Source organism: Flavobacterium sp. (assembly GCF_027484205.1).
Lineage (GTDB): Bacteria > Bacteroidota > Bacteroidia > Flavobacteriales > Flavobacteriaceae > Flavobacterium.
Window position 1 is genome coordinate 118,375 of the sequence record NZ_JAIXUB010000026.1, and the last position, 18,664, is coordinate 137,038.

Annotated in this window: 23 protein-coding genes; 14 read left to right on the plus strand and 9 right to left on the minus strand. The window is 29.0% G+C overall.

Going from position 1 to position 18,664, the window contains the following annotated elements; translation table 11 throughout:
- Positions 1-21 precede the first annotated feature (21 nt).
- Entirely contained in the window at positions 22-189 is a 168-nt protein-coding gene (locus tag Q0049_RS14395; RefSeq protein ID WP_298121212.1) for a hypothetical protein, read from the minus strand.
- 97 nt (positions 190-286) lie between these two features.
- Complete coding sequence (gene corA, locus Q0049_RS14400) at positions 287-1,357, minus strand: magnesium/cobalt transporter CorA (protein WP_298121214.1); 1,071 nt, start codon at positions 1,355-1,357, stop codon at positions 287-289.
- Between the two features lie 69 nt (positions 1,358-1,426).
- On the opposite strand from corA, the gene hutI reads away from it, so the two are divergent.
- From hutI to Q0049_RS14440, 8 genes are all read left to right on the plus strand, one after another.
- Positions 1,427-2,665 (plus strand): imidazolonepropionase, encoded by a 1,239-nt coding sequence (gene hutI, locus Q0049_RS14405; RefSeq protein ID WP_298121217.1) that lies wholly within the window; start codon positions 1,427-1,429, stop codon positions 2,663-2,665.
- Positions 2,666-2,766: 101 nt separating this feature from the next.
- Complete coding sequence (locus Q0049_RS14410; RefSeq protein ID WP_298121220.1) at positions 2,767-3,591, plus strand: Sir2 family NAD-dependent protein deacetylase; 825 nt, start codon at positions 2,767-2,769, stop codon at positions 3,589-3,591.
- 168 nt (positions 3,592-3,759) lie between these two features.
- Entirely contained in the window at positions 3,760-4,254 is a 495-nt protein-coding gene (locus Q0049_RS14415; RefSeq protein WP_298121223.1) for a tetratricopeptide repeat protein, read from the plus strand.
- A 182-nt stretch (positions 4,255-4,436) separates the two neighbouring features.
- Positions 4,437-5,102 carry a Yip1 family protein gene (locus Q0049_RS14420; protein ID WP_298121226.1) on the plus strand — a complete coding sequence of 222 codons (666 nt, stop codon included), beginning with the start codon at positions 4,437-4,439 and terminating at the stop codon, positions 5,100-5,102.
- Between the two features lie 255 nt (positions 5,103-5,357).
- Complete coding sequence (locus Q0049_RS14425) at positions 5,358-6,458, plus strand: aminotransferase class I/II-fold pyridoxal phosphate-dependent enzyme (RefSeq protein ID WP_298121228.1); 1,101 nt, start codon at positions 5,358-5,360, stop codon at positions 6,456-6,458.
- Between the two features lie 26 nt (positions 6,459-6,484).
- The gene (locus Q0049_RS14430; RefSeq protein WP_298121231.1) at positions 6,485-7,123 is read left to right on the plus strand and encodes a hypothetical protein; all 639 of its coding nucleotides are present in this window, start codon (positions 6,485-6,487) and stop codon (positions 7,121-7,123) included.
- Between the two features lie 20 nt (positions 7,124-7,143).
- Positions 7,144-7,713: a YdeI family protein gene (locus Q0049_RS14435; protein WP_298121233.1), complete on the plus strand. Its 570-nt coding sequence runs from the start codon at positions 7,144-7,146 to the stop codon at positions 7,711-7,713.
- 65 nt (positions 7,714-7,778) lie between these two features.
- Positions 7,779-8,969: an LETM1-related biofilm-associated protein gene (locus tag Q0049_RS14440; protein ID WP_298121236.1), complete on the plus strand. Its 1,191-nt coding sequence runs from the start codon at positions 7,779-7,781 to the stop codon at positions 8,967-8,969.
- Here Q0049_RS14440 and Q0049_RS14445 read toward each other — a convergent pair.
- Positions 8,966-9,889, minus strand: a complete 924-nt coding sequence (locus tag Q0049_RS14445) for a LysR family transcriptional regulator (RefSeq protein ID WP_298121239.1) — start codon at positions 9,887-9,889, stop codon at positions 8,966-8,968. The two genes, Q0049_RS14440 and Q0049_RS14445, sit on opposite strands and share 4 nt — an antisense overlap.
- 92 nt (positions 9,890-9,981) lie before the next feature.
- Between Q0049_RS14445 and Q0049_RS14450 the strand changes: the two genes are divergently transcribed.
- From Q0049_RS14450 to Q0049_RS14470, 5 genes are read left to right on the plus strand one after another with little or no spacing between them, the layout of a single operon-like run.
- Positions 9,982-10,233 (plus strand): hypothetical protein, encoded by a 252-nt coding sequence (locus tag Q0049_RS14450; RefSeq protein ID WP_298121241.1) that lies wholly within the window; start codon positions 9,982-9,984, stop codon positions 10,231-10,233.
- Positions 10,234-10,235: 2 nt separating this feature from the next.
- A complete protein-coding gene (locus Q0049_RS14455) occupies positions 10,236-10,514 on the plus strand; it encodes a hypothetical protein (RefSeq protein ID WP_298121244.1) in 279 nt (92 codons plus the stop codon).
- A gap of 1 nt (position 10,515) precedes the next feature.
- On the plus strand, positions 10,516-11,352 hold the full coding sequence (locus tag Q0049_RS14460) for a DUF6671 family protein (protein ID WP_298121246.1): 837 nt from the start codon (positions 10,516-10,518) through the stop codon (positions 11,350-11,352).
- A gap of 8 nt (positions 11,353-11,360) precedes the next feature.
- Positions 11,361-12,320 carry an L-threonylcarbamoyladenylate synthase gene (locus Q0049_RS14465; protein WP_298121249.1) on the plus strand — a complete coding sequence of 320 codons (960 nt, stop codon included), beginning with the start codon at positions 11,361-11,363 and terminating at the stop codon, positions 12,318-12,320.
- A 5-nt stretch (positions 12,321-12,325) separates the two neighbouring features.
- Complete coding sequence (locus tag Q0049_RS14470) at positions 12,326-13,291, plus strand: sodium-dependent bicarbonate transport family permease (RefSeq protein ID WP_298121252.1); 966 nt, start codon at positions 12,326-12,328, stop codon at positions 13,289-13,291.
- 75 nt (positions 13,292-13,366) lie between these two features.
- On the opposite strand, the gene can is transcribed toward Q0049_RS14470, so the two are convergent.
- From can to Q0049_RS14490, 4 genes are all read right to left on the minus strand, one after another.
- Complete coding sequence (gene can, locus Q0049_RS14475; RefSeq protein WP_298121254.1) at positions 13,367-14,011, minus strand: carbonate dehydratase; 645 nt, start codon at positions 14,009-14,011, stop codon at positions 13,367-13,369.
- A gap of 8 nt (positions 14,012-14,019) precedes the next feature.
- Positions 14,020-15,675 carry a SulP family inorganic anion transporter gene (locus Q0049_RS14480; RefSeq protein WP_298121255.1) on the minus strand — a complete coding sequence of 552 codons (1,656 nt, stop codon included), beginning with the start codon at positions 15,673-15,675 and terminating at the stop codon, positions 14,020-14,022.
- 65 nt (positions 15,676-15,740) lie between these two features.
- Positions 15,741-16,028, minus strand: coding sequence for a hypothetical protein (locus Q0049_RS14485; RefSeq protein WP_298121258.1), 288 nt, complete (start codon positions 16,026-16,028; stop codon positions 15,741-15,743).
- A 67-nt stretch (positions 16,029-16,095) separates the two neighbouring features.
- Positions 16,096-16,575 carry a Dps family protein gene (locus Q0049_RS14490; protein ID WP_298121261.1) on the minus strand — a complete coding sequence of 160 codons (480 nt, stop codon included), beginning with the start codon at positions 16,573-16,575 and terminating at the stop codon, positions 16,096-16,098.
- A 95-nt stretch (positions 16,576-16,670) separates the two neighbouring features.
- On the opposite strand from Q0049_RS14490, the gene Q0049_RS14495 reads away from it, so the two are divergent.
- Entirely contained in the window at positions 16,671-17,612 is a 942-nt protein-coding gene (locus Q0049_RS14495; protein ID WP_298121264.1) for a LysR substrate-binding domain-containing protein, read from the plus strand.
- Positions 17,613-17,642: 30 nt separating this feature from the next.
- Here Q0049_RS14495 and Q0049_RS14500 read toward each other — a convergent pair whose 3' ends face one another.
- Positions 17,643-17,840: a hypothetical protein gene (locus Q0049_RS14500; RefSeq protein WP_298121267.1), complete on the minus strand. Its 198-nt coding sequence runs from the start codon at positions 17,838-17,840 to the stop codon at positions 17,643-17,645.
- Positions 17,841-18,002: 162 nt separating this feature from the next.
- On the minus strand, positions 18,003-18,662 hold the full coding sequence (gene mnmD / locus Q0049_RS14505) for a tRNA (5-methylaminomethyl-2-thiouridine)(34)-methyltransferase MnmD (RefSeq protein WP_298121269.1): 660 nt from the start codon (positions 18,660-18,662) through the stop codon (positions 18,003-18,005).
- Positions 18,663-18,664 lie beyond the last annotated feature (2 nt).

Below are 18,664 nucleotides of genomic sequence, written 5' to 3' on the forward strand. Positions count from 1 at the left end.
TTTTATTTTAAAACAAAACGATTAAGCTTGTTCTAATTCTCTGTTAGCTTTTCTTTCTCTCAACAACTCTCTAGTTGCACCAAATATCCAATAGAACACAAAGTGAATTAAGAAAATCATTAACCAAAAACCAATAGTTAAAATGGTTAAGAAAAGTAAGAAACCTAAATACTGTTGTAAAGTAAACATGTTTTTACAGAATTTTATGTATATACTCGTCAAAGGTAATTGATAATTTTCTTTTGAGCAATAAATCTCAAATAATTATTAACTACTTTTTGAACAATCAATACCATTTACGTTTTTTGAAATAAATAATCATTCCTAGAAGCAGCAAAAACATAAAACTCAGAATGATAAAATAGCCATATTCCCAATGCAATTCAGGCATATTATCGAAATTCATTCCATAAACTCCAACAATGAACGTTAAAGGCATAAAAAACACCGAAACTACAGTTAAGGTTTTCATCACTTCATTCATTTTGTGGTTTTGCATCGAAAAATAAAAATTGGACGCACTGTCTAAAGTAGAAGAATCATAATCTATTTGTTCTAAAAGTTCTAGACTCTTTTGATGTAATCGATCAAAAAAACTATAATTTTCTTTTTCTATCGAATTGAAAACATTATCATCTTTCATACTTTTAATTGAATACAATGAATCGCGCAAAGGAATGATAGAACGTTTTAAATAATTAAAATTATCGCGGTGTTTTTCAATTTGCTCCAATGTTGATGGACTTGAACTTGTTTTCGATATATTAATCAACTCCTCTACTCTATCTTCTTCATTTTCAAGTGTTATGTAGAAGTTTTCCATTATTGCATCTAATAATAAATACAATAAATAATCTGCTTTTTTTTCTCGTACAATTCCTGAATGTGTTCGAATGCGTTCGCGCAAATGCGTAAAGAAATCACTTCTTTTTTCTTGAAATGAAACTAAAATTCCATTTTTCAAAAGAAAACTTATTTGCTCAACCGAAATATTATCTGAATTTTCAACAGGCAACAACGATTTTATATTGAAAAACAAAACATCATGATATTCATCAAGTTTGGTGCGTTTTGTAGTATTTAAAATATCACCAAGCATAAAATTATCAACTTTCAAATAATCACCAATGGATTTAATGAAATTGACATCATTCAATCCGTGAATGTTTAACCAATTGACTTTTGTTAAATCAACATTTTGATCTAATTCATTTACATTTAAATCCTTACACTCAACTAACTCATTCGTATCATAAACAAAGAGTTGCATTTCTGTTTCTACAGATTTATGTAAACCTGTGTAGTCTAAAAAACTTGGTTGGACTTTTCTGCCTTTCTTGTATTTGATTTTTCGCACTAAATTAAATTTTGTCTAAATTTATAAATAATTATTTTTTAAAAAGTATTTTTACGAAAATTTAGTTTCATGACAACCTTAATCACCAACATACAAGAACTACTACAAATTAGAGATTCCACTGTTTCAAAAGTTTCAGGAGCAGAAATGGCCATTTTGCCTTCCATAAAAAATGCCTATTTATTAATAGAAAACAATCTCATTTCCGATTTTGGTTTAATGGAAAATTGCCCAAAAATCAACGCAGATATAACTATCGATGCTACAGGAAAAGTGGTACTTCCTACTTGGTGCGACAGTCATACTCATATTGTTTATGCAGGAAATCGTGTGCAGGAATTTGTAGATAGAATCAACGGTTTGAGCTATGAAGAAATTGCAAATCGTGGTGGCGGAATTCTAAATTCTGCTAAAAAACTAAATGAAACTTCCGAAGAGGAAATTTATGAACAATCGAAGTTGCGTCTTGAAGAAGTGATGAAACAAGGAACTGGCGCAGTCGAAATCAAATCGGGTTATGGATTAACGGTTGATGGCGAGTTGAAAATGCTTCGCGTAATTAGAAAATTGGCCCAAAATTATCCTATAAAAATCAAAGCAACCTTTCTTGGTGCACATGCTTTTCCTATTGAATTTAAAGAAAATCATTCTGCTTATATTGATTTGATTGTTAATGAAATGTTACCCAAAATTGCTCAAGAAAATCTTGCTGATTATATTGATGCTTTTTGCGAAACAGGTTATTTTTCAGTGGATGAAACCGAACGCATTATGGAAGCCGGAAAAAAGTATGGTTTGCAAGCAAAAATTCACGTGAACCAATTCAACGCCATTGACGGAATTGCAGCTTGTGTAAAACACGACGCACTTTCAGTAGATCATTTAGAAATTGTAAACGATGACGATATTGAAGCTCTAAAAAACTCGAATACCATGCCTGTTGCGTTGCCTTCATGTTCTTATTTTATAAGTATTCCATACACGCCAGCACGAAAAATGTTAAACGCAGGTTTACCTCTAGCATTAGCAACCGATTTCAATCCAGGAACAACTCCATCAGGAAACATGAATTTTGTAGTTGCAACGGCTTGCATCAAAATGAAAATGACACCCGAAGAAGCCATAAATGCAGCCACAATAAATGGAGCTTATGCCATGGGAATTGAAAAAACCCACGGAAGCATCACTATAGGAAAAAAAGCAAACCTTATTATTACAAAACCAATTACTTCGTTTTACCAATTGCCTTACTGCTTTGGAACCTATTTAATTGACAACGTGATTATTGAAGGAAGAATTGTGGAATAATTTTATACATTTACAATTATAAATACTTACAACCGATTATAAATATTTGTATGATGAACACGCGGCTATTAATAAGTTAGCAGATATTTTAAAAACGCAAAATGAAAGAACAACTTGAGGAAATAATAAAACAAGTTTATAATAAAAAAAATAGAAATTTATTCACTTTTTTAACTGGTGCAGGAATCTCTTCAGACAGTGGAATTCCTACATACAGAGGAATTGATGGTATATGGATAAAAGGAACTAAATTTCATAAACCAGAAGAGTTTGGAACATTTAAATATTTTAAAGAAAATCCTGAAGAAGTATGGCAATATTCACTTTTTAGAAAAAAAATGTTTGAGAATGCATCGCCAAATGAAAGTCATAAGCAAATTGTAGAGATTGAAAATCAATTAAATGACAAATTCCACTTAATCACTCAAAATATAGATAATCTTCATAGAAGAACTGGATCAAAAAGAATTTATGAAATTCACGGAAATAATAGAGAAATTAAATGTTCTAATGGTTGTAAAGGCATACAATTTCTACCTGATGAAATTAAAGGAAAAGAAATTGATGAAGATTTAACAGAAAAAGAAATTGAACTATTAAAATGCAAAGAATGTGGAGCTTGGATGAGACCTAACATTTTATGGTTTGACGAATACTATGACGAAAAAACAAATAAAAAATTTAGCTCGTTAAAAATTGCCAAAAATTCAGGCGTTCTTTTTATTGTCGGAACATCTGGCGCAACAAATTTGCCTATGGCAATTGCTGAAACAACATTAAAATATGGAGGAACAATAGTTGACATAAACACAGAAGACAACTTATTTACAGAACTCATAAAAGACAAAAAAAATAAAATTATCATCCGAGAAACTTCAACAAATACTCTAAAAACAATAAACGAAATAATAAGAAACATTTGCTAACAAGCGCTTGGCAAGATTGCGAATTTTCTGCAAAATTCACGTTTACATTCCACAAGAAATTTTATCTTTAATAAAATAATCGGTTCAGAATTTAGCAACCTTTCCAAGCGACGGAACATTAGCGGTAAGTATAAAAAAAAAACAGTACATTAAAACCTAGAATTCCTTATGAAAAACTTTTATGCCTTTATAATTGTACTATTTATTATTTCTTGTCAAAAAGAAACTAAACATATAGGAAAATTAAAAACTCATAATCCTCAAAATGAAATTTCTCAAATCATTATAAATCCTGAAGCTGAAAGACTTTTTGAAAAAGCTTCAGAGAAAAACAAAATTTCAGAACATGACTCTGCAAAAATATTTTTAGAAAAATCTCTCATTCTTGAAGAAAACCCAATAATTTATAATGAAATTGGAATAACATTAATGGCTCAAAAAAAATTTGATGAAGCAATTAAATACTATCAAAAATCTATTGTTTTAGACTCAACTTATTATCCAACTTTCATAAATATTTCACGGTGCTATTTAAAAACAGAAAAATATGAAAAAGGGAAAAAAATATTAAAAAAAATGATTTCCAATTCTGATTCTGAATATTGGAAAGCTTATGGAAATATGTATTTGGCTTTATTTTATTTTAACGTTGATAAAGATTGACAAAAAGCTAGAGAAACTTTAGAAAAGGCAAGTATTTTACAATCTGATCCAAACTTAGTTGGACAATACACGGAATTTATGAATAACATAAAGAAAATCTGTCACTAAAAGCCGTTTAAATAATCGGAATACGTTTTTAGAAATACTATAAAATCAAAACGAAAATTAAACAATAAAAAAATATGGTTGAAAATTTTAAAGACCTTGAGGATAAATTAAACACAAACTATATTTCTGAAGAAAATATTTTTACCAAAATTTGGACTTCACCAAGAGAAGTTTTTAAATTTATAAATACATACAAATATAATAAGTATGTAACGGTTTTATTAATTTTAGCAGGAATTTCAAGAACTTTTGATAGAGCATCGATGAAAAATATGGGTGATTATTTTTCGATTTGGGGAATAATTGCATTTAGTATCTTAATTGGCGTAATATTCGGTTGGATTACTTACTATTTGTATTCAGCATTAATAAGTTGGACTGGAAAATGGATAAATGGAAAAGGAAATACTGATTCAATTTTAAGAGTTTTATCATACGCTTTAATACCTTCAATAGTTTCTTTGCTCTTTCTCATACCTCAAATTATAATATATGGCAACGAAATATTTAAATCAGATGGAGACATTGTAAGCGGTGGAATTGTTTCGAATGTAATTGTTTACGGTTCAATGATTATAGAATTTGCCCTTGGAATATGGAGTATAGTATTATGTGTAATTGCGATATCCGAAGTTCAAAAATTATCAATTGGAAAATCGATTTTGAATTTAATACTACCAGCAATCGTAATAATGACTCCTATTTTGATTATTGCATTAGTAATAAATGTAATTAACTAAATGCACTATCTTTAATCACCTTTTACAAGAAATTACTAGACTTGAGATTTATAAAAAATGGAAAGGTTTTTTAATTTAAAGTTTTATCTATTTTTGTAAAGGCTTGGTTTCAGCTCATCGCCACTTCATGAATCCACGAAACATTATTTACTATTTTAGTTTAACCAAAACTAAAAGTAAAAAATCGTAACAAATCTAAAATAAATCGACCTATTACTTTGATGATAAACTATTTTATTTTTTAAAATTAAAATTATGAATAATCGAAGAAATTGGTTGAAGCAAACAAGTTTAGGGATTGTAGGTTTAGGGATTATTCCGTTTGAGAGTTTTTCAAATCCAACAAAAGAAAACATCTTTGAAGAGAAAAATACAAGCCTAATTCGATTAAAGTCTAACGAAAATCCATATGGACCATCTTCATTGGCAAAAAATGCAATGAGTAATAGTATAAATGCCAGCAATCGCTATGATTGGGAGTTGTTAGACGAATTGATTGGGAAAATTGCTCAAAAACATAATCTCACGGATCAAAACATACTATTGGGTGCAGGTTCATCTGAAATTTTAAATACAGTTGCTTTATATTGTTCAAAAAAATCTGGAAATTTAATTATTGCGGAAACTACGTTTGATTATTGGACAGTAACCGCAGAAAATGCAGGTCTTAAAAAAATTGCAATTCCATTAACGAAAGATAAAAAACATGATTTATCTGCAATGTTAAGTGCCATTGACACTGACACAAAAATGGTTTATATATGCAATCCTAATAACCCAACGGGAACAATTTGTACGAATGAAGCACTTATAAATTTCATAAATGAAGCTACAAAAAAAACAAAAGTTTTAGTCGATGAAGCTTACCTTGATTATACTGACCAACCATCACTTGCAAATTTAGTATCGGAAAATAAAAACCTAATTATTGCCAAAACCTTTTCAAAAATATATGGTTTAGCAGGTTCACGAGTTGGATATGCAATTGCACATTCCGAAACCATACAAGAAATAGGTCAATTACAATTTTCTACAAATGCTAGTGTAAGTGTAGTGTCTGCTTCTGGAGCTTTAGCATCATTAAAGGACTACAAATTTGTAAAAGAAACTATTTTGCTTAATGCAGAAGCCCGAAAATATACTATTGAACAATTAGAGAATTTAAAAATACCATGTATTGCTTCGCATACAAACTTTGTCTATTTTTCATTAGAAAATTATAGCAAAGACTTTTTTGAGCAGTTAAAAAAGAATAATATTCTGGGAACTAAGCTTTATGAAGAAAAGGGAAAATGGTCAAGAATCACAATTGGCACAATGAAAGAAATGAACCAATTTATTAAAGCATTAGAATAAATAAAAATATAATAACCGTTTATCAAATGCAACAACCAATCACAGATTTTGAAAAACACTTTGAAATTTACACTCAATGTATCGATATTACTATTGATTGGAACGAAAAGATTAAAGAATATGAAGCGTTCAAAATTGAAACTCCTCAAAACATAAAAGATAGTATAAAAAGACTAAATATAAATTCTAACTTTTTAATTATCACCTCAGAATTAGCAACAATAGGAATGTCGTTTAATAATTCTGATAGCTTTTTGTATAAAATGTTTTATATAAAATCCATTTATAGAATTGTGTATGAAACCTTTAATTTTATTGATGATAATGGCAAGTTTATTTTTTCAGAAGAAAATGAAAAAACTATTGAAATTAAAGAAAAATTAAAACAGTTTAGAAGAAAATACAATATTGAAAAAATTGGTAAAATTAGAAACAAAATTGCGGCTCATTATAAAGAGGATTTTAGTGTACAAATGAGTATAATGTTAGAAATTGATTTTGAAAATACCATGCAAATGTATTTTGACTTTTTTCAATTGAAATTTGAAATTTCCAATTTTGTTATCCTTGATTTTTATACGGGAAAAGTAAGTAATGAATTCAAAGAATATTTTAAATTTGTTGAAGAAGAATTGATAAAAATTGGAAATAACAAATCTTCATAACGCATCAAATTCAATAAACTTTGGACAAAAAAGACTTACATTATTTTAAAAACACTCAAGAATGGCGCGATTGGTTGCACGAAAATCATCATTCGTCAGATGGAATTTGTTTATTGTTTTATAATGTAAATAGTGCTGAAGAAAGTATGCGTTGGGAAGAAGCCGTTCAAGTTGCTATTTGCTATGGTTGGATTGATTCTACAGTTAAAAAAATAGATGACCAACGACGCAAGCAGATGTTTACACCAAGAAAAGACAAAAGTGTGTGGAGTAAACTCAATAAAACTTACATTGAAAAACTCCTTGCAGAAAATTTGATTCATGAAAGCGGTTTGAGAAAAATTGAAATTGCAAAACAAAACGGTTCATGGGAATCACTAGATGCAGTTGAAAATTTAGAACTACCAAAAGACTTAGAATCTGCTTTTCAGCAAAATAAAACTGCCTTTGATAATTACCAAAACTTTAGTCCTTCCTACAGAAAAAGTTATTTGTATTGGTTGAATCAAGCCAAACGTGAAGAAACACGTAACCTTCGAATTGCAGAAATCATTCGCCTTTGTGAAGAAAACATTAAATCAAGACCATAAATTCTTAACATTTATACATCTGAACTTTCTTAAAAATACCTAGCTTTGTAGCTCAAAATAAAGCTATGATAAACCCTTCAGCACACGGTTGGATTGATAAATATTTTGTAGAGCAAAAATTATTGTTCGACACAAGTATCGATGCTTTACCATTTTATAAAACCATCCGTGAGACAGGTTTTATTTATGGACATATTATTGCAATAAATTCCAATCCTGCTATAGACATATCTCAATGGAAATCGGATGAAATTTCTAAAGTAGCTTTATTGACAACACTTCATGATGTTTATCTGTTTTCAAATAAAAAAGAAAACACGGATGATTTTATCAAAAAAACAGTTGCATTTTATAAAGAAATGACGCCAAAAGGTTTTGTACTTTTTGATAAGTTAATAACTTCTAATCCTAGTTCAAAATTAGAGAGTTTGATAAATGAACGTGTTCAAACGAATAAAGATATCATCAGTAAAAACTTCTCTCATATTGTAACTAATGCCTTATTATTTGTTGATGTTTTAGCATTTTACCACTATTTACAAGAAGGAAAAATTCCAGAAAAATACTTGAAACGCATGGAAGAAACGATTATGAGTATTGTTTCTTTAGCACTAAAAGTAAAGACTATTAAATCGCAACACGATGATTTATTGATTAAATTATTTGAAGCATCAGTTCGATATACCAAATTTTCAAAAGTAAGTATTCAAAATTTAGAAGAGTTACCATTAGATTACTTTACAAATGATTTAGAAAAGTATTATTTGTTAGATTTAGCTGGAATTACACTATGGAATGATGGCAAAGTTGAAAATGATGAAGTTTACTTTCTTCATAAATTGGCCGAAGCTATGTCAATTTCAAGTGAATTTGTAAACGAAAGTGTGGTTAAAACCAATGATTTCATAACACTTCATAAAAAGGATATTCAATATTTTAATTATTCCAATCCGGTAAAACATTTTTACGATCAAACTACCACAGGCGTTCAAGTTTTGATTAAAAGAAATCAAAAACGATTGACTAAAGAAATTTCTGAAAGTAAAGAATTGATGAAACTTTTAGCCAAATCCACTCAAAAAGATTTGAGCACAGAGGAAAAAAAGAAAGTAAAAAAACAATTACTCGACATTTGCAAAAGCATTCCGTCTTTAACTATTTTTTTACTTCCTGGTGGCGGATTGTTATTACCAATTTTGATAAAATTTATTCCGCAATTATTGCCTTCTGCTTTTAATGAAAATTTAGAAGATTAATAATTTTTTATCCATTCAAAATGTTTGTTTTTAATTTCTTCATTAAATTTAGAAACAAAATCAAGATATGCTTTAGCAACTGGGCTTAACTTTTTACCTTTCAACCAAATCAATCTCCAACTTGAAACTATTGGAAGTTTGTCAACAGGTAAAATTTTAATATCACCTTTTTCCAATTCATTTTTTAATCCGATAAGAGGCATGATAGAAAGCCCTAAACCAGCAATAACTGACTGTTTAACAGCTTCGTTAGATGTTAATTGTATTTTCATATTGGGAACTATTCCTTTTTTATCAAGAAAATTTTCCATTGAAAATCTCGTTGCTGAACCAAGTTCTCTATAAATTAGCGGCTGACTTGAAACATAGTTTGATAAACTAGAATCTTGATTTATTTCAGAAAACTTATTCCCTACCAAAAATAATTTATTATCCATTAGTGGTAATGATTCAACAATTATGTCATTTGGAAGTATTGACACTAATGCAAAATCTATTTCATTATTTTTTAGTGATTTTATAACTTTACTTTTATTAGTTACATCCATTTCAAGTTCTACCTCAGAATTATTTTTCATAAATTCAGATAAATAGTAAGGCATAACATATTTTCCTGTTGAAACAACAGATAACTTTAACCTACCAGATAATTGTCCTTTAAAGGCTTGAGTCTTATAATTTATTGCATAAACTTCATTTATTATATTTTCGGCTGCTAAAGCAATTTCCTTACCAAAATCAGTTATATACAATTTTCTTCCAATAACTTCTGTAAGAGGAATTTCAAATTGATCTTGAAAATTTCTTAATTGAATTGAAACTGCGGGTTGTGTTAGATGCAACTCCTCTGAAGCCTTGGTAATACTTTTAGTTTGTGTTATTTTCAAAAAAACTTGAAGTTGATGCAAGGTATAATTCATAAAAATATTTTATATATATCATTACAAATATAAATAAAAATATATGATTTATAATTAAGAGTTTTGTACAATCAATTTTAACTAAATAAAGTATGAATAGAAATAATAATGAAATTATTAAATCAAACTTAGACAATCTAAAATTAGACAAAGACAATAAAACAATAACAAAAAACTTAATTTATTCAAAAACAAGTCACAATCTACTAATGCTATTTTCAATGATTATTATACTAACAGGACTTTACCAAGCGACAATTAGTGAAACTTTTACAAATGATATAATCATTGGAATAGGAATTATAACAAGCGGATACGGATTTATGAAACTATCAAATAAATAAAAATGGAAAACAATCAAGAATTTAAACTTATCGATGGAACATTTTCTTTAGAAGATGCAGACAGTGTACTTACAACATTACTAAACTACAAAATTGATTATCACAAGAGAGAAGATTTTAGTAATCATATTCGTTTTAATAAAGACATTGAACATTCCAAAAAACGTATTCAAGAACTTAAAGAAACGAAAGAACAAATAAAAAATCTTATCCAAAATTCAAAATCAAAAGATATGAAGTTTGTGATAAAAAGTAATATTTCAATTGAGTTAGAAAAATAAAATGTTTGAAGAAAGAAAGCTTCTTATTGCAACAAAACATCAGAAGGAATCAGTAATTGCTCCTTTATTCTGGAAAGAATTTAGAAATTACTGTTTCACTTCTGATGCATTTGACACCGATTCTCTTGGTACTTTTTCTGGCGAAATAGATCGAAAAAAAGATGCACTATCAACGTTAAGAGAAAAATGTATTCTAGCACACAAAGCTACAAATTGTGATTTAGTCGTTGCAAGCGAAGGTTCTTTTGGAGCACATCCTACACTATTTTTTGCACAAGCAAATGAAGAGTTGATGATGCTTAAAGATTTTAAAAATGATATTGAAATTGTTGCAAGAGAAATTAGCATGGAAACCAATTTCAATGGAAAACTAATAACTAATGAAGCCGATTTATTGGCATTTGCAGAACAAATAAATTTTCCAAGTCATGCCATAATTCTGAAACCAGAAGAAAAAAATTTTTCAAAAATCATTAAAGGAATAACTGACAAAGATGTTTTAATAGAAAATTATAACGAATTAAAACAAGAATTCAACAGTGTTTACGCCGAAACTGATATGAGAGCTATGTTCAATCCAACTCGAATGCAAGTAATTGAAAAAGTGACTCAAAAATTAATTGAAAAAATTAAAAGCTTATGTCCGAAATGTGCCTTACCTGGTTTTGACATTATCCATGCAAATCCGGGTTTACTTTGCGAAAATTGTTTATTACCTACTCGATCTACATTAAGTTATTTATACAAATGTAAAAAATGTTGCTATGAAAAAGAATTACATTATCCGAGAGGAATAAAATTTGAAGACCCAACTTATTGTGACAATTGCAATCCTTAAAAATAATTATGATACAAATATCTAGAGACATATTTAAAGCCAAACAAATTCTCGAAAATGAAAATTTAGTTGCTATACCTACTGAAACAGTTTATGGTTTGGCTGGAAATATTTATAGTGAAAAAGCAATAAATAAAATTTTTAAAACAAAAAATAGACCCTTCAATAATCCATTAATTGTTCATCTACATTCTAAAGAATTATTAGAGAATATAGCACAAGAAATTCCTGAAAAAGCAAAAAAATTAGCAGATGCTTTTTGGCCAGGTTCGCTAACTTTAGTTTTAAAGAAAAAAGAAAGTATACCCTATTCTGTTACAGCAGGAAAAGAAACTGTTGCGGTGAGAATTCCCAATCATTCATTAACTTTAGAATTGTTAAAACAACTTGATTTTCCATTAGCTGCTCCAAGTGCAAATCCTTTTGGTTCCATAAGTCCAACCACTTCTCAACACGTCGCCGATTATTTTACAGATAGTTTAGAGTTGGTTCTTGATGGTGGTAATTGTGAAAATGGAATAGAATCAACGATTGTTGGTTTTGAAAATGAGAAGGCCATTCTTTATCGTTTAGGATCAATTTCTGTTGAAGACATAGAATCTATAATTGGACCTATTGAAATTATAAATAAAAATGATAATTCTCCAAATGCACCTGGAATGCTTTCAAGACATTACGCACCAAAGACTAAAACGATATTATCAGAAAATATTGAGGATGAAATAAAAAATTATCCAACATCCAAAGTTGGTATTTTATCATTTAAAGAATTGAATTTAAATAATGTAAATATTGAAACAGAAATACTTTCAAGCAACGGTACTTTAAAAGAAGCTACTGCTAACTTATATGCTGCGATGCATCGATTAGATAAAAAAGGTTTAGACTTAATTATAGCCGAGAAATTTCCTGAAAACGACTTAGGAAAATCAATAAACGATCGTTTAGAACGTGCAACAAAAAAATAAATTCAATGAACTTAAATTTACTCTTAGATAATTTAACCAATCCAGCTTTACTGTTTTTTTTACTTGGAATAATTGCAGTAAAACTAAAAAGTGATTTGGAAATACCACCAAATTCTTCCAAATTTATTTCACTCTATTTGTTGTTTTCAATTGGATTTAAAGGCGGACAAGAATTAGCGCATAGCCACTTTAACCTCGAAATAGTTTGGTCTGTATTATTTGGTGTATTTATTGCATTAGTTATACCAATTTATTCTTATTTCATTTTAAGAAAAAAATTTAGTATTTATGATTCTGGAGCAATTGCAGCTGCATACGGTTCTGTGAGTGCAGTAACTTTTGTAACAGCAGCATCTTTTCTAGAAATTCAACACATGAGTTTTAGCGGACACATGGTAGCAGTAATGGCTTTAATGGAAGCACCAGCTATAGTCGTTGGAGTAATTTTAATTAGATTATTTGACACCAAAAAAGAAATAAATACCTCTATTTTGTCAATTGTTAGACATTCGTTTACCAATGGTAGTGTACTTTTAATATTAGGAAGTTTAATTATTGGTTTACTTGCTAGTGACGAACAGGCAATGGGAATAAAACCATTTACAAATGATTTATTCAAAGGTTTCCTTGCAATTTTTCTTTTAGACATGGGAATCGTAAGCGGAAAAAAATTAAGTGATTTTCTTAAAAGTGGATGGTTTGCTGTAATTTTTGCAATAGCAATACCATTAATTAACGGATGCTTGGTTGCAGTTCTAAGCCATCTAGTAACAAATGATATCGGTAATAGATTTATGCTATCTGTTTTAGCAGCAAGTGCTTCTTATATAGCTGTTCCAGCAGCTATGAAAATAGCAGTACCAAAAGCAAATCCTGGTCTATTTCTTCCTATGGCACTAGCTGTTACATTTCCTTTCAACATAACTTTAGGAATGCCTATCTATTTAACAATAATTCAGATAAGTAATTAACAGTTAAATTTTGTTTCATTCATGTTTTGGTTTGAAAGACTACATTCAAAAGTAATGTAGTCTTTCTATTTAAAACTAATTTGAAAATTTTAATTGATAAACTTCATCTAACTCATCATTAGAACTCATATTTACACCTAAATCTGTTACATAACCAGAATTTAAACCATAAGTCCAACCATGAAGGGTTAATTCTTGACCATTTCGCCATGCATTTTGAACAATTGAAGTTTTAGCTAAATCAAATACTTGTTCTTGAGCATTTACTTCAACAAATTTATTAAAACGTTCCTCTTCATCTTCGATAGTATTTAGATAGTGCTCATGTAGTCTATAAACATCTTTTATATGTCTAATCCAGTTATCGATTAAACCAATAGATTGATTTCCCATTGCTGCTTTAACTCCACCACAACCGTAATGACCACAAACAATGACATGCTTTACTTTCAAAACATTTACTGCATAATCTAATACACTTAACATGTTCATATCACTATGAATTACCATATTGGCAATGTTTCTATGTACAAAAACTTCACCTGGTTTTGCACCAATTATTTCGTTTGCAGGAACTCTACTATCAGAACAGCCAATCCACAACAAAGGTGGTTGTTGTCCTTTTGCTAAATCTTTAAAATATTCTGCATCAAGAGCTAATTGACTTTCAACCCATTTTTTGTTGTTATCTAGAATCTTTTTATAAAAATCGTTACTCATCTTTTTTACTATTTAAATATTATGTTTTTATTTTCAATGGTTTCTAATTTTCTTTTAAGTACGTTATACTTGTGCTCAATGGTTACAGTATTTTGATATCCATCACTATTTTCAAGATTATAAGCCTCTTTGAAGCCAACTAATTTAACGTTAATATTCAACTCTTTGGCTTTTATTTTTTTGAACTCTCTTATTAAATCTAAAACATCATGAGCAATATACACTGTAGCATTGGCATTTATAACTACTTTTGAATTTTCGGGAATCTTATTTAAGGTATCTTTAATTGCCGATTTATTTAGAAAAGAAACCTCTTGGGCTAAATCGATATGAATGATATCACCTTCATGATAATCTTCAATTTTAAAATTATAGGCACGTTTTGAATTACCTATCAAAATAAAAATAATATTGATAACCATACCAAGTGCAACTCCTTTCAAAAGGTCTGTAGCAACTACAGCTCCAAAAGTAAATATGAAAGGAATAAACTGATAAATTTTATCTTTATCCCAGAAATGCTTAATTGTTTTTGGGTTAGCCAACTTATAACCTACCAACAATAAAACCGCTGCTAAAGTTGCTAATGGAATTTTATTTAAAATTGATGGTATTGCTAAAACGCTCACTAACAAAAGTACTCCATGAATTATCGCCGACATTTTTGATTTTGCACCAGCAGTATTATTTGCTGTAGTTCTAACAACAACAGAAGTCATCGGCAAACCACCTAAAAGCGAACTAATAATATTTCCAATTCCTTGTGCTTTTAGTTCAACATTGGTATTAGTATATCTTTTTTGAGCATCCATTCTATCAGCAGCTTCGATACAAAGCAGTGTTTCAATAGATGCTACAACAGCAATAGTAACGGCAACAATCCAAACTTTAGAATTTGTTATGGAAGCAAAATCTGGATATACTATGATGTTTTTAAATTCTTCAAAGGTTGTTGGAACAGGCAAACTTACTAAATGCTCTTTTGCGATAGCTAAATTACTTCCCGATTGAATAAAAAATTCATTGAGTAAAATACTAACAATCACAGCTACTAATGCTGGCGGAACTAACTTTATTTTCTTTAAAAAATCTACTTTATTCCATAATATTAAAATTGCCAATGAAATTAATGCAATTACAATGGAACCCATTTGCACATGATTAAATATATGAAATATTTCAGAAAATGTATTTTCTCCATCGGGTTGAAAAAAAGATTCATCACCTTCAAAATCTGGATCATAACCAAAAGCATGTGGAATTTGCTTTAGAATAATGATTACACCAATTCCGGCAAGCATACCTTCAATAACATTATTTGGAAAATAATTAGAAATCGTTCCTGCTTTGAGGAATCCTAATATCAATTGGATAATTCCCGCAATTAAAACGGCTAATAAAAATGCAGTAAACGAACCTAAGTCGGTTATTGCAGTTAAAACTATTGCTGTTAATCCTGCTGCTGGACCAGAAACACTTAAATGAGATTGGCTTAAATAACCAACAACAATTCCTCCAATAATACCTGATATAATTCCTGAAAATAATGGTGCTCCACTTGCTAATGCAATTCCGAGACACAATGGCAATGCCACTAAAAAAACTACTAAACCTGAAGCAAAATCAGATTTTAGATTAGCAAAAAGATTGATTTTTTTTGTCATACCGATAAATTAATTAAATACATAAAAGTCGAACCAAACAATTTAGTCCGAATAAACGAAATGTATTAAACTAATTCTGGTGGAGGAGAAAAAATTGATGAAGTAACATTATCATGGTGAGATAAGTTTTCTGAAATGATTTTTGAATTTAACTTGATTTTTAAATCCATAAAAGGATAATCAAATTGTTGCTTTAATTCTGCTTTAATCTCTTTTAAATCTTTGTGAATTTCTTCTTCTGAAAAGCTATAAAATATTGATACATCAGTATTCTTTTCAATCAACGAGACAACAGTTGGCGTTGAAAGAAAAGCTATAAAAAGAACTACTAATATTCTTGCTACCGACTTCATATTGCAAAAATAGCTTTTCAGTTAGATAAATGAAAAGCTATTGTATATTTTTTAACAAATAAATTCATCATATTTCTTGTTCTAACCAAGCACTCATCATCCAAATGGTTTTTTCCTGTTCAGAAATAAAATCACTCATCATAGCATTCGTTCCTTCGTCATTAATTTCGCTCGCTTGATTAAGAATAACTCTTTCAATTTTTAAAAGATGAGATAACGAATTTACTATTAAAGAAATAGCTTCTTCATCATTATGAATATTTTTACCTATTGGCAATTTACTATTCTTAACATAATCTTCAAAAGTATGCAAAGGTGTTCCTCCAAGTGTTAGAACTCGTTCAGCAATTAAATCAATTTTTAACTGACTATCATTATACAATTCTTCAAATTTAATATGTAGATCAAAAAAACGTTTTCCGCGAATATTCCAATGTAATCCTCGTAGATTTTGATAATATACTTGAAAGTTAGCAAGCAAAATATTTAATTCTGCTACTAAAACTTCTGTCTCTTTTACTGGCAATCCTAAGGTATTTAATTTCATGATATCTATATTTTAAACAAATTTACGCTTTAATCAAATTCGATAGTATAAATTAAATTGATAGTTTTTATATTTGCATCAAATTTTATTATATCATGACAATTACACAACTTCAATATGTTTTAGCAGTTGCTGAACACAAGAATTTTACCCTTGCAGCCGAAAAATGCTTCGTTACGCAACCTACTTTAAGTATGCAAATTCAAAAAGTAGAAGATGAACTTGATATCCAAATATTTGACAGAAGTAAGAAACCAATTCAATTAACCGAAATTGGCCAAAAAATTGTAAATCAAGCTAAAAACATTGTAAATGAAGCCGATAGAATTCAAGACATTGTTCATCAACAAAAAGGGTTTATTGGTGGTGAATTTAGATTAGGGATAATTCCAACTATTATGCCAACACTTTTACCAATGTTTTTGAAAAATTTTATAAAGAAACATCCTAAAGTTAAATTGATTATTGAAGAATTAAATACTGAAGATATTATTTTCAAATTAAACAATGGACATTTAGACGCAGCTATTGCAGCAACACCATTAAACGAAGAAAAAATTAAAGAAGTCGTACTTTACTTTGAACCTTTTGTAGCCTACATACCAGAAAATCATGAGAGTTTTTCTAAAAAAGAGATTGAAATTTCAGATTTAAATTTGGATGAAATTTTACTTCTTCAAGACGGACACTGTTTTAGAGATAGCGTTTTAAATTTATGCAAAAACAATAACAATTCTGAAAACAATCATTTTCAAATTGAAAGTGGAAGTTTTGAAACCTTAATAAAATTAGCTGATGAAGGACTAGGAACAACCTTACTTCCTTATTTACACACTTTAGATTTAAAAGAAAAAGATCAGTTAAAACTTAGGCAGTTTAAAGAACCAAAACCTGCTCGTGAAGTAAGTTTAATTTATCCAAAAAACGAATTAAAAATTCACATCATCGATGCTCTAAGAACTTCAATTAGTGGAGTTGTAAAAGGCGCAATCGCTTTTCAAAATGTGGAAATCATAAGTCCGAAAGCTACTAAATAAAAAAAGGAACCGTTTAAGTTCCTTTTAGTTTTATTTGTTGATAATCAGTAAACATTGCCTTAATTCTGGCTTTTCTTTAGTGAAATTGAGCAACCATTCTGTTAGTTGTTCAATTTCATAAGGTAAAAGCACTCTGACTGCTTTATCTAATTCTTTGCAGAAAAGTCTTGTATCAAAACTTACCCTTTCCAACACCGATTTAGTGTAGTCATAAATCAATCTTGACATAATTAATAGTTAAATTGGTTAGACTTTTAAATCTTCGATTTAATAAGAACGTAGCTATTGGGTTTTTATTATATCCAAAGTTAACTATTTTTAAAATATGATTTTTGAAATAAAAAGTTAAAGTTTTGATCCTCGTAACATTTTAGAAAAAAATCTCGAATATTACTTTGTTCCACGTAACATTTCTCTTTTTCCAGGTGCGCCTGGCAATTTTTCAACTTTAAATCCACATTCAATCATAGCATTTTTAATGGATGAACGACAAGCATAAGTAACCAAAATACCATTTATTTTAAGCGCTTCATACATTTTTTTAAAAATATCAAACGACCATAATTCGGGCTGAACTCGAAATCCAAAAGCGTCAAAATATATCAAATCAAAAGAATCTACATCTGATATGTCTTGAAAGAATTGCTTCCTTTTTGTTAGCGAAAAATTATTGGAAATTGCCTGTTTTTCTTCCCAAGAAATTTGATGCATTTTATCAAAAACATCCTTTTCATTAGAAGCATTCAATTCAGAAACGTAATTCATTTGCAAAGCTTCCACAATATCAACAGGATAGGCTTCTACTCCAACATAATCAATTATTTGATTTGTTTTTTGAGCTTCTAAATAAGTTATAAAAGCATTCAATCCAGTTCCGAAACCGATTTCTAAAATTGAAACCGACTTTCCATCAAATAAAGAAAATCCACTTTTTATAAATACATGATAAGCTTCTTGAATAGCACCGTGTTTAGAATGATAACTTTCATTCCATTCTGTTAAATGAATGGTTGTTGAGCCATCATTTGTAGTAAGGATTTCTCTTTTCAAGA

Excerpts from the sequence above, each read along its gene's own strand:
- Q0049_RS14465 (WP_298121249.1), top strand. The coding sequence starts at position 11,361 with ATGATACAAATATCTAGAGACATATTTAAAGCCAAACAAATTCTCGAA.
- Q0049_RS14460 (WP_298121246.1), top strand. The coding sequence starts at position 10,516 with ATGTTTGAAGAAAGAAAGCTTCTTATTGCAACAAAACATCAGAAGGAA.
- hutI (WP_298121217.1), top strand. The coding sequence starts at position 1,427 with ATGACAACCTTAATCACCAACATACAAGAACTACTACAAATTAGAGAT.
- Q0049_RS14480 (WP_298121255.1), bottom strand. The coding sequence starts at position 15,675 with ATGACAAAAAAAATCAATCTTTTTGCTAATCTAAAATCTGATTTTGCT.
- Q0049_RS14500 (WP_298121267.1), bottom strand. The coding sequence starts at position 17,840 with ATGTCAAGATTGATTTATGACTACACTAAATCGGTGTTGGAAAGGGTA.
- Q0049_RS14455 (WP_298121244.1), top strand. The coding sequence starts at position 10,236 with ATGGAAAACAATCAAGAATTTAAACTTATCGATGGAACATTTTCTTTA.
- Q0049_RS14430 (WP_298121231.1), top strand. The coding sequence starts at position 6,485 with ATGCAACAACCAATCACAGATTTTGAAAAACACTTTGAAATTTACACT.
- Q0049_RS14395 (WP_298121212.1), bottom strand. The coding sequence starts at position 189 with ATGTTTACTTTACAACAGTATTTAGGTTTCTTACTTTTCTTAACCATT.
- Q0049_RS14470 (WP_298121252.1), top strand. The coding sequence starts at position 12,326 with ATGAACTTAAATTTACTCTTAGATAATTTAACCAATCCAGCTTTACTG.
- Q0049_RS14425 (WP_298121228.1), top strand. The coding sequence starts at position 5,358 with ATGAATAATCGAAGAAATTGGTTGAAGCAAACAAGTTTAGGGATTGTA.
- can (WP_298121254.1), bottom strand. The coding sequence starts at position 14,011 with ATGAGTAACGATTTTTATAAAAAGATTCTAGATAACAACAAAAAATGG.
- Q0049_RS14420 (WP_298121226.1), top strand. The coding sequence starts at position 4,437 with ATGGTTGAAAATTTTAAAGACCTTGAGGATAAATTAAACACAAACTAT.
- Q0049_RS14440 (WP_298121236.1), top strand. The coding sequence starts at position 7,779 with ATGATAAACCCTTCAGCACACGGTTGGATTGATAAATATTTTGTAGAG.
- Q0049_RS14415 (WP_298121223.1), top strand. The coding sequence starts at position 3,760 with ATGAAAAACTTTTATGCCTTTATAATTGTACTATTTATTATTTCTTGT.
- Q0049_RS14485 (WP_298121258.1), bottom strand. The coding sequence starts at position 16,028 with ATGAAGTCGGTAGCAAGAATATTAGTAGTTCTTTTTATAGCTTTTCTT.
- Q0049_RS14445 (WP_298121239.1), bottom strand. The coding sequence starts at position 9,889 with ATGAATTATACCTTGCATCAACTTCAAGTTTTTTTGAAAATAACACAA.
- Q0049_RS14490 (WP_298121261.1), bottom strand. The coding sequence starts at position 16,575 with ATGAAATTAAATACCTTAGGATTGCCAGTAAAAGAGACAGAAGTTTTA.
- Q0049_RS14495 (WP_298121264.1), top strand. The coding sequence starts at position 16,671 with ATGACAATTACACAACTTCAATATGTTTTAGCAGTTGCTGAACACAAG.
- Q0049_RS14410 (WP_298121220.1), top strand. The coding sequence starts at position 2,767 with ATGAAAGAACAACTTGAGGAAATAATAAAACAAGTTTATAATAAAAAA.
- Q0049_RS14450 (WP_298121241.1), top strand. The coding sequence starts at position 9,982 with ATGAATAGAAATAATAATGAAATTATTAAATCAAACTTAGACAATCTA.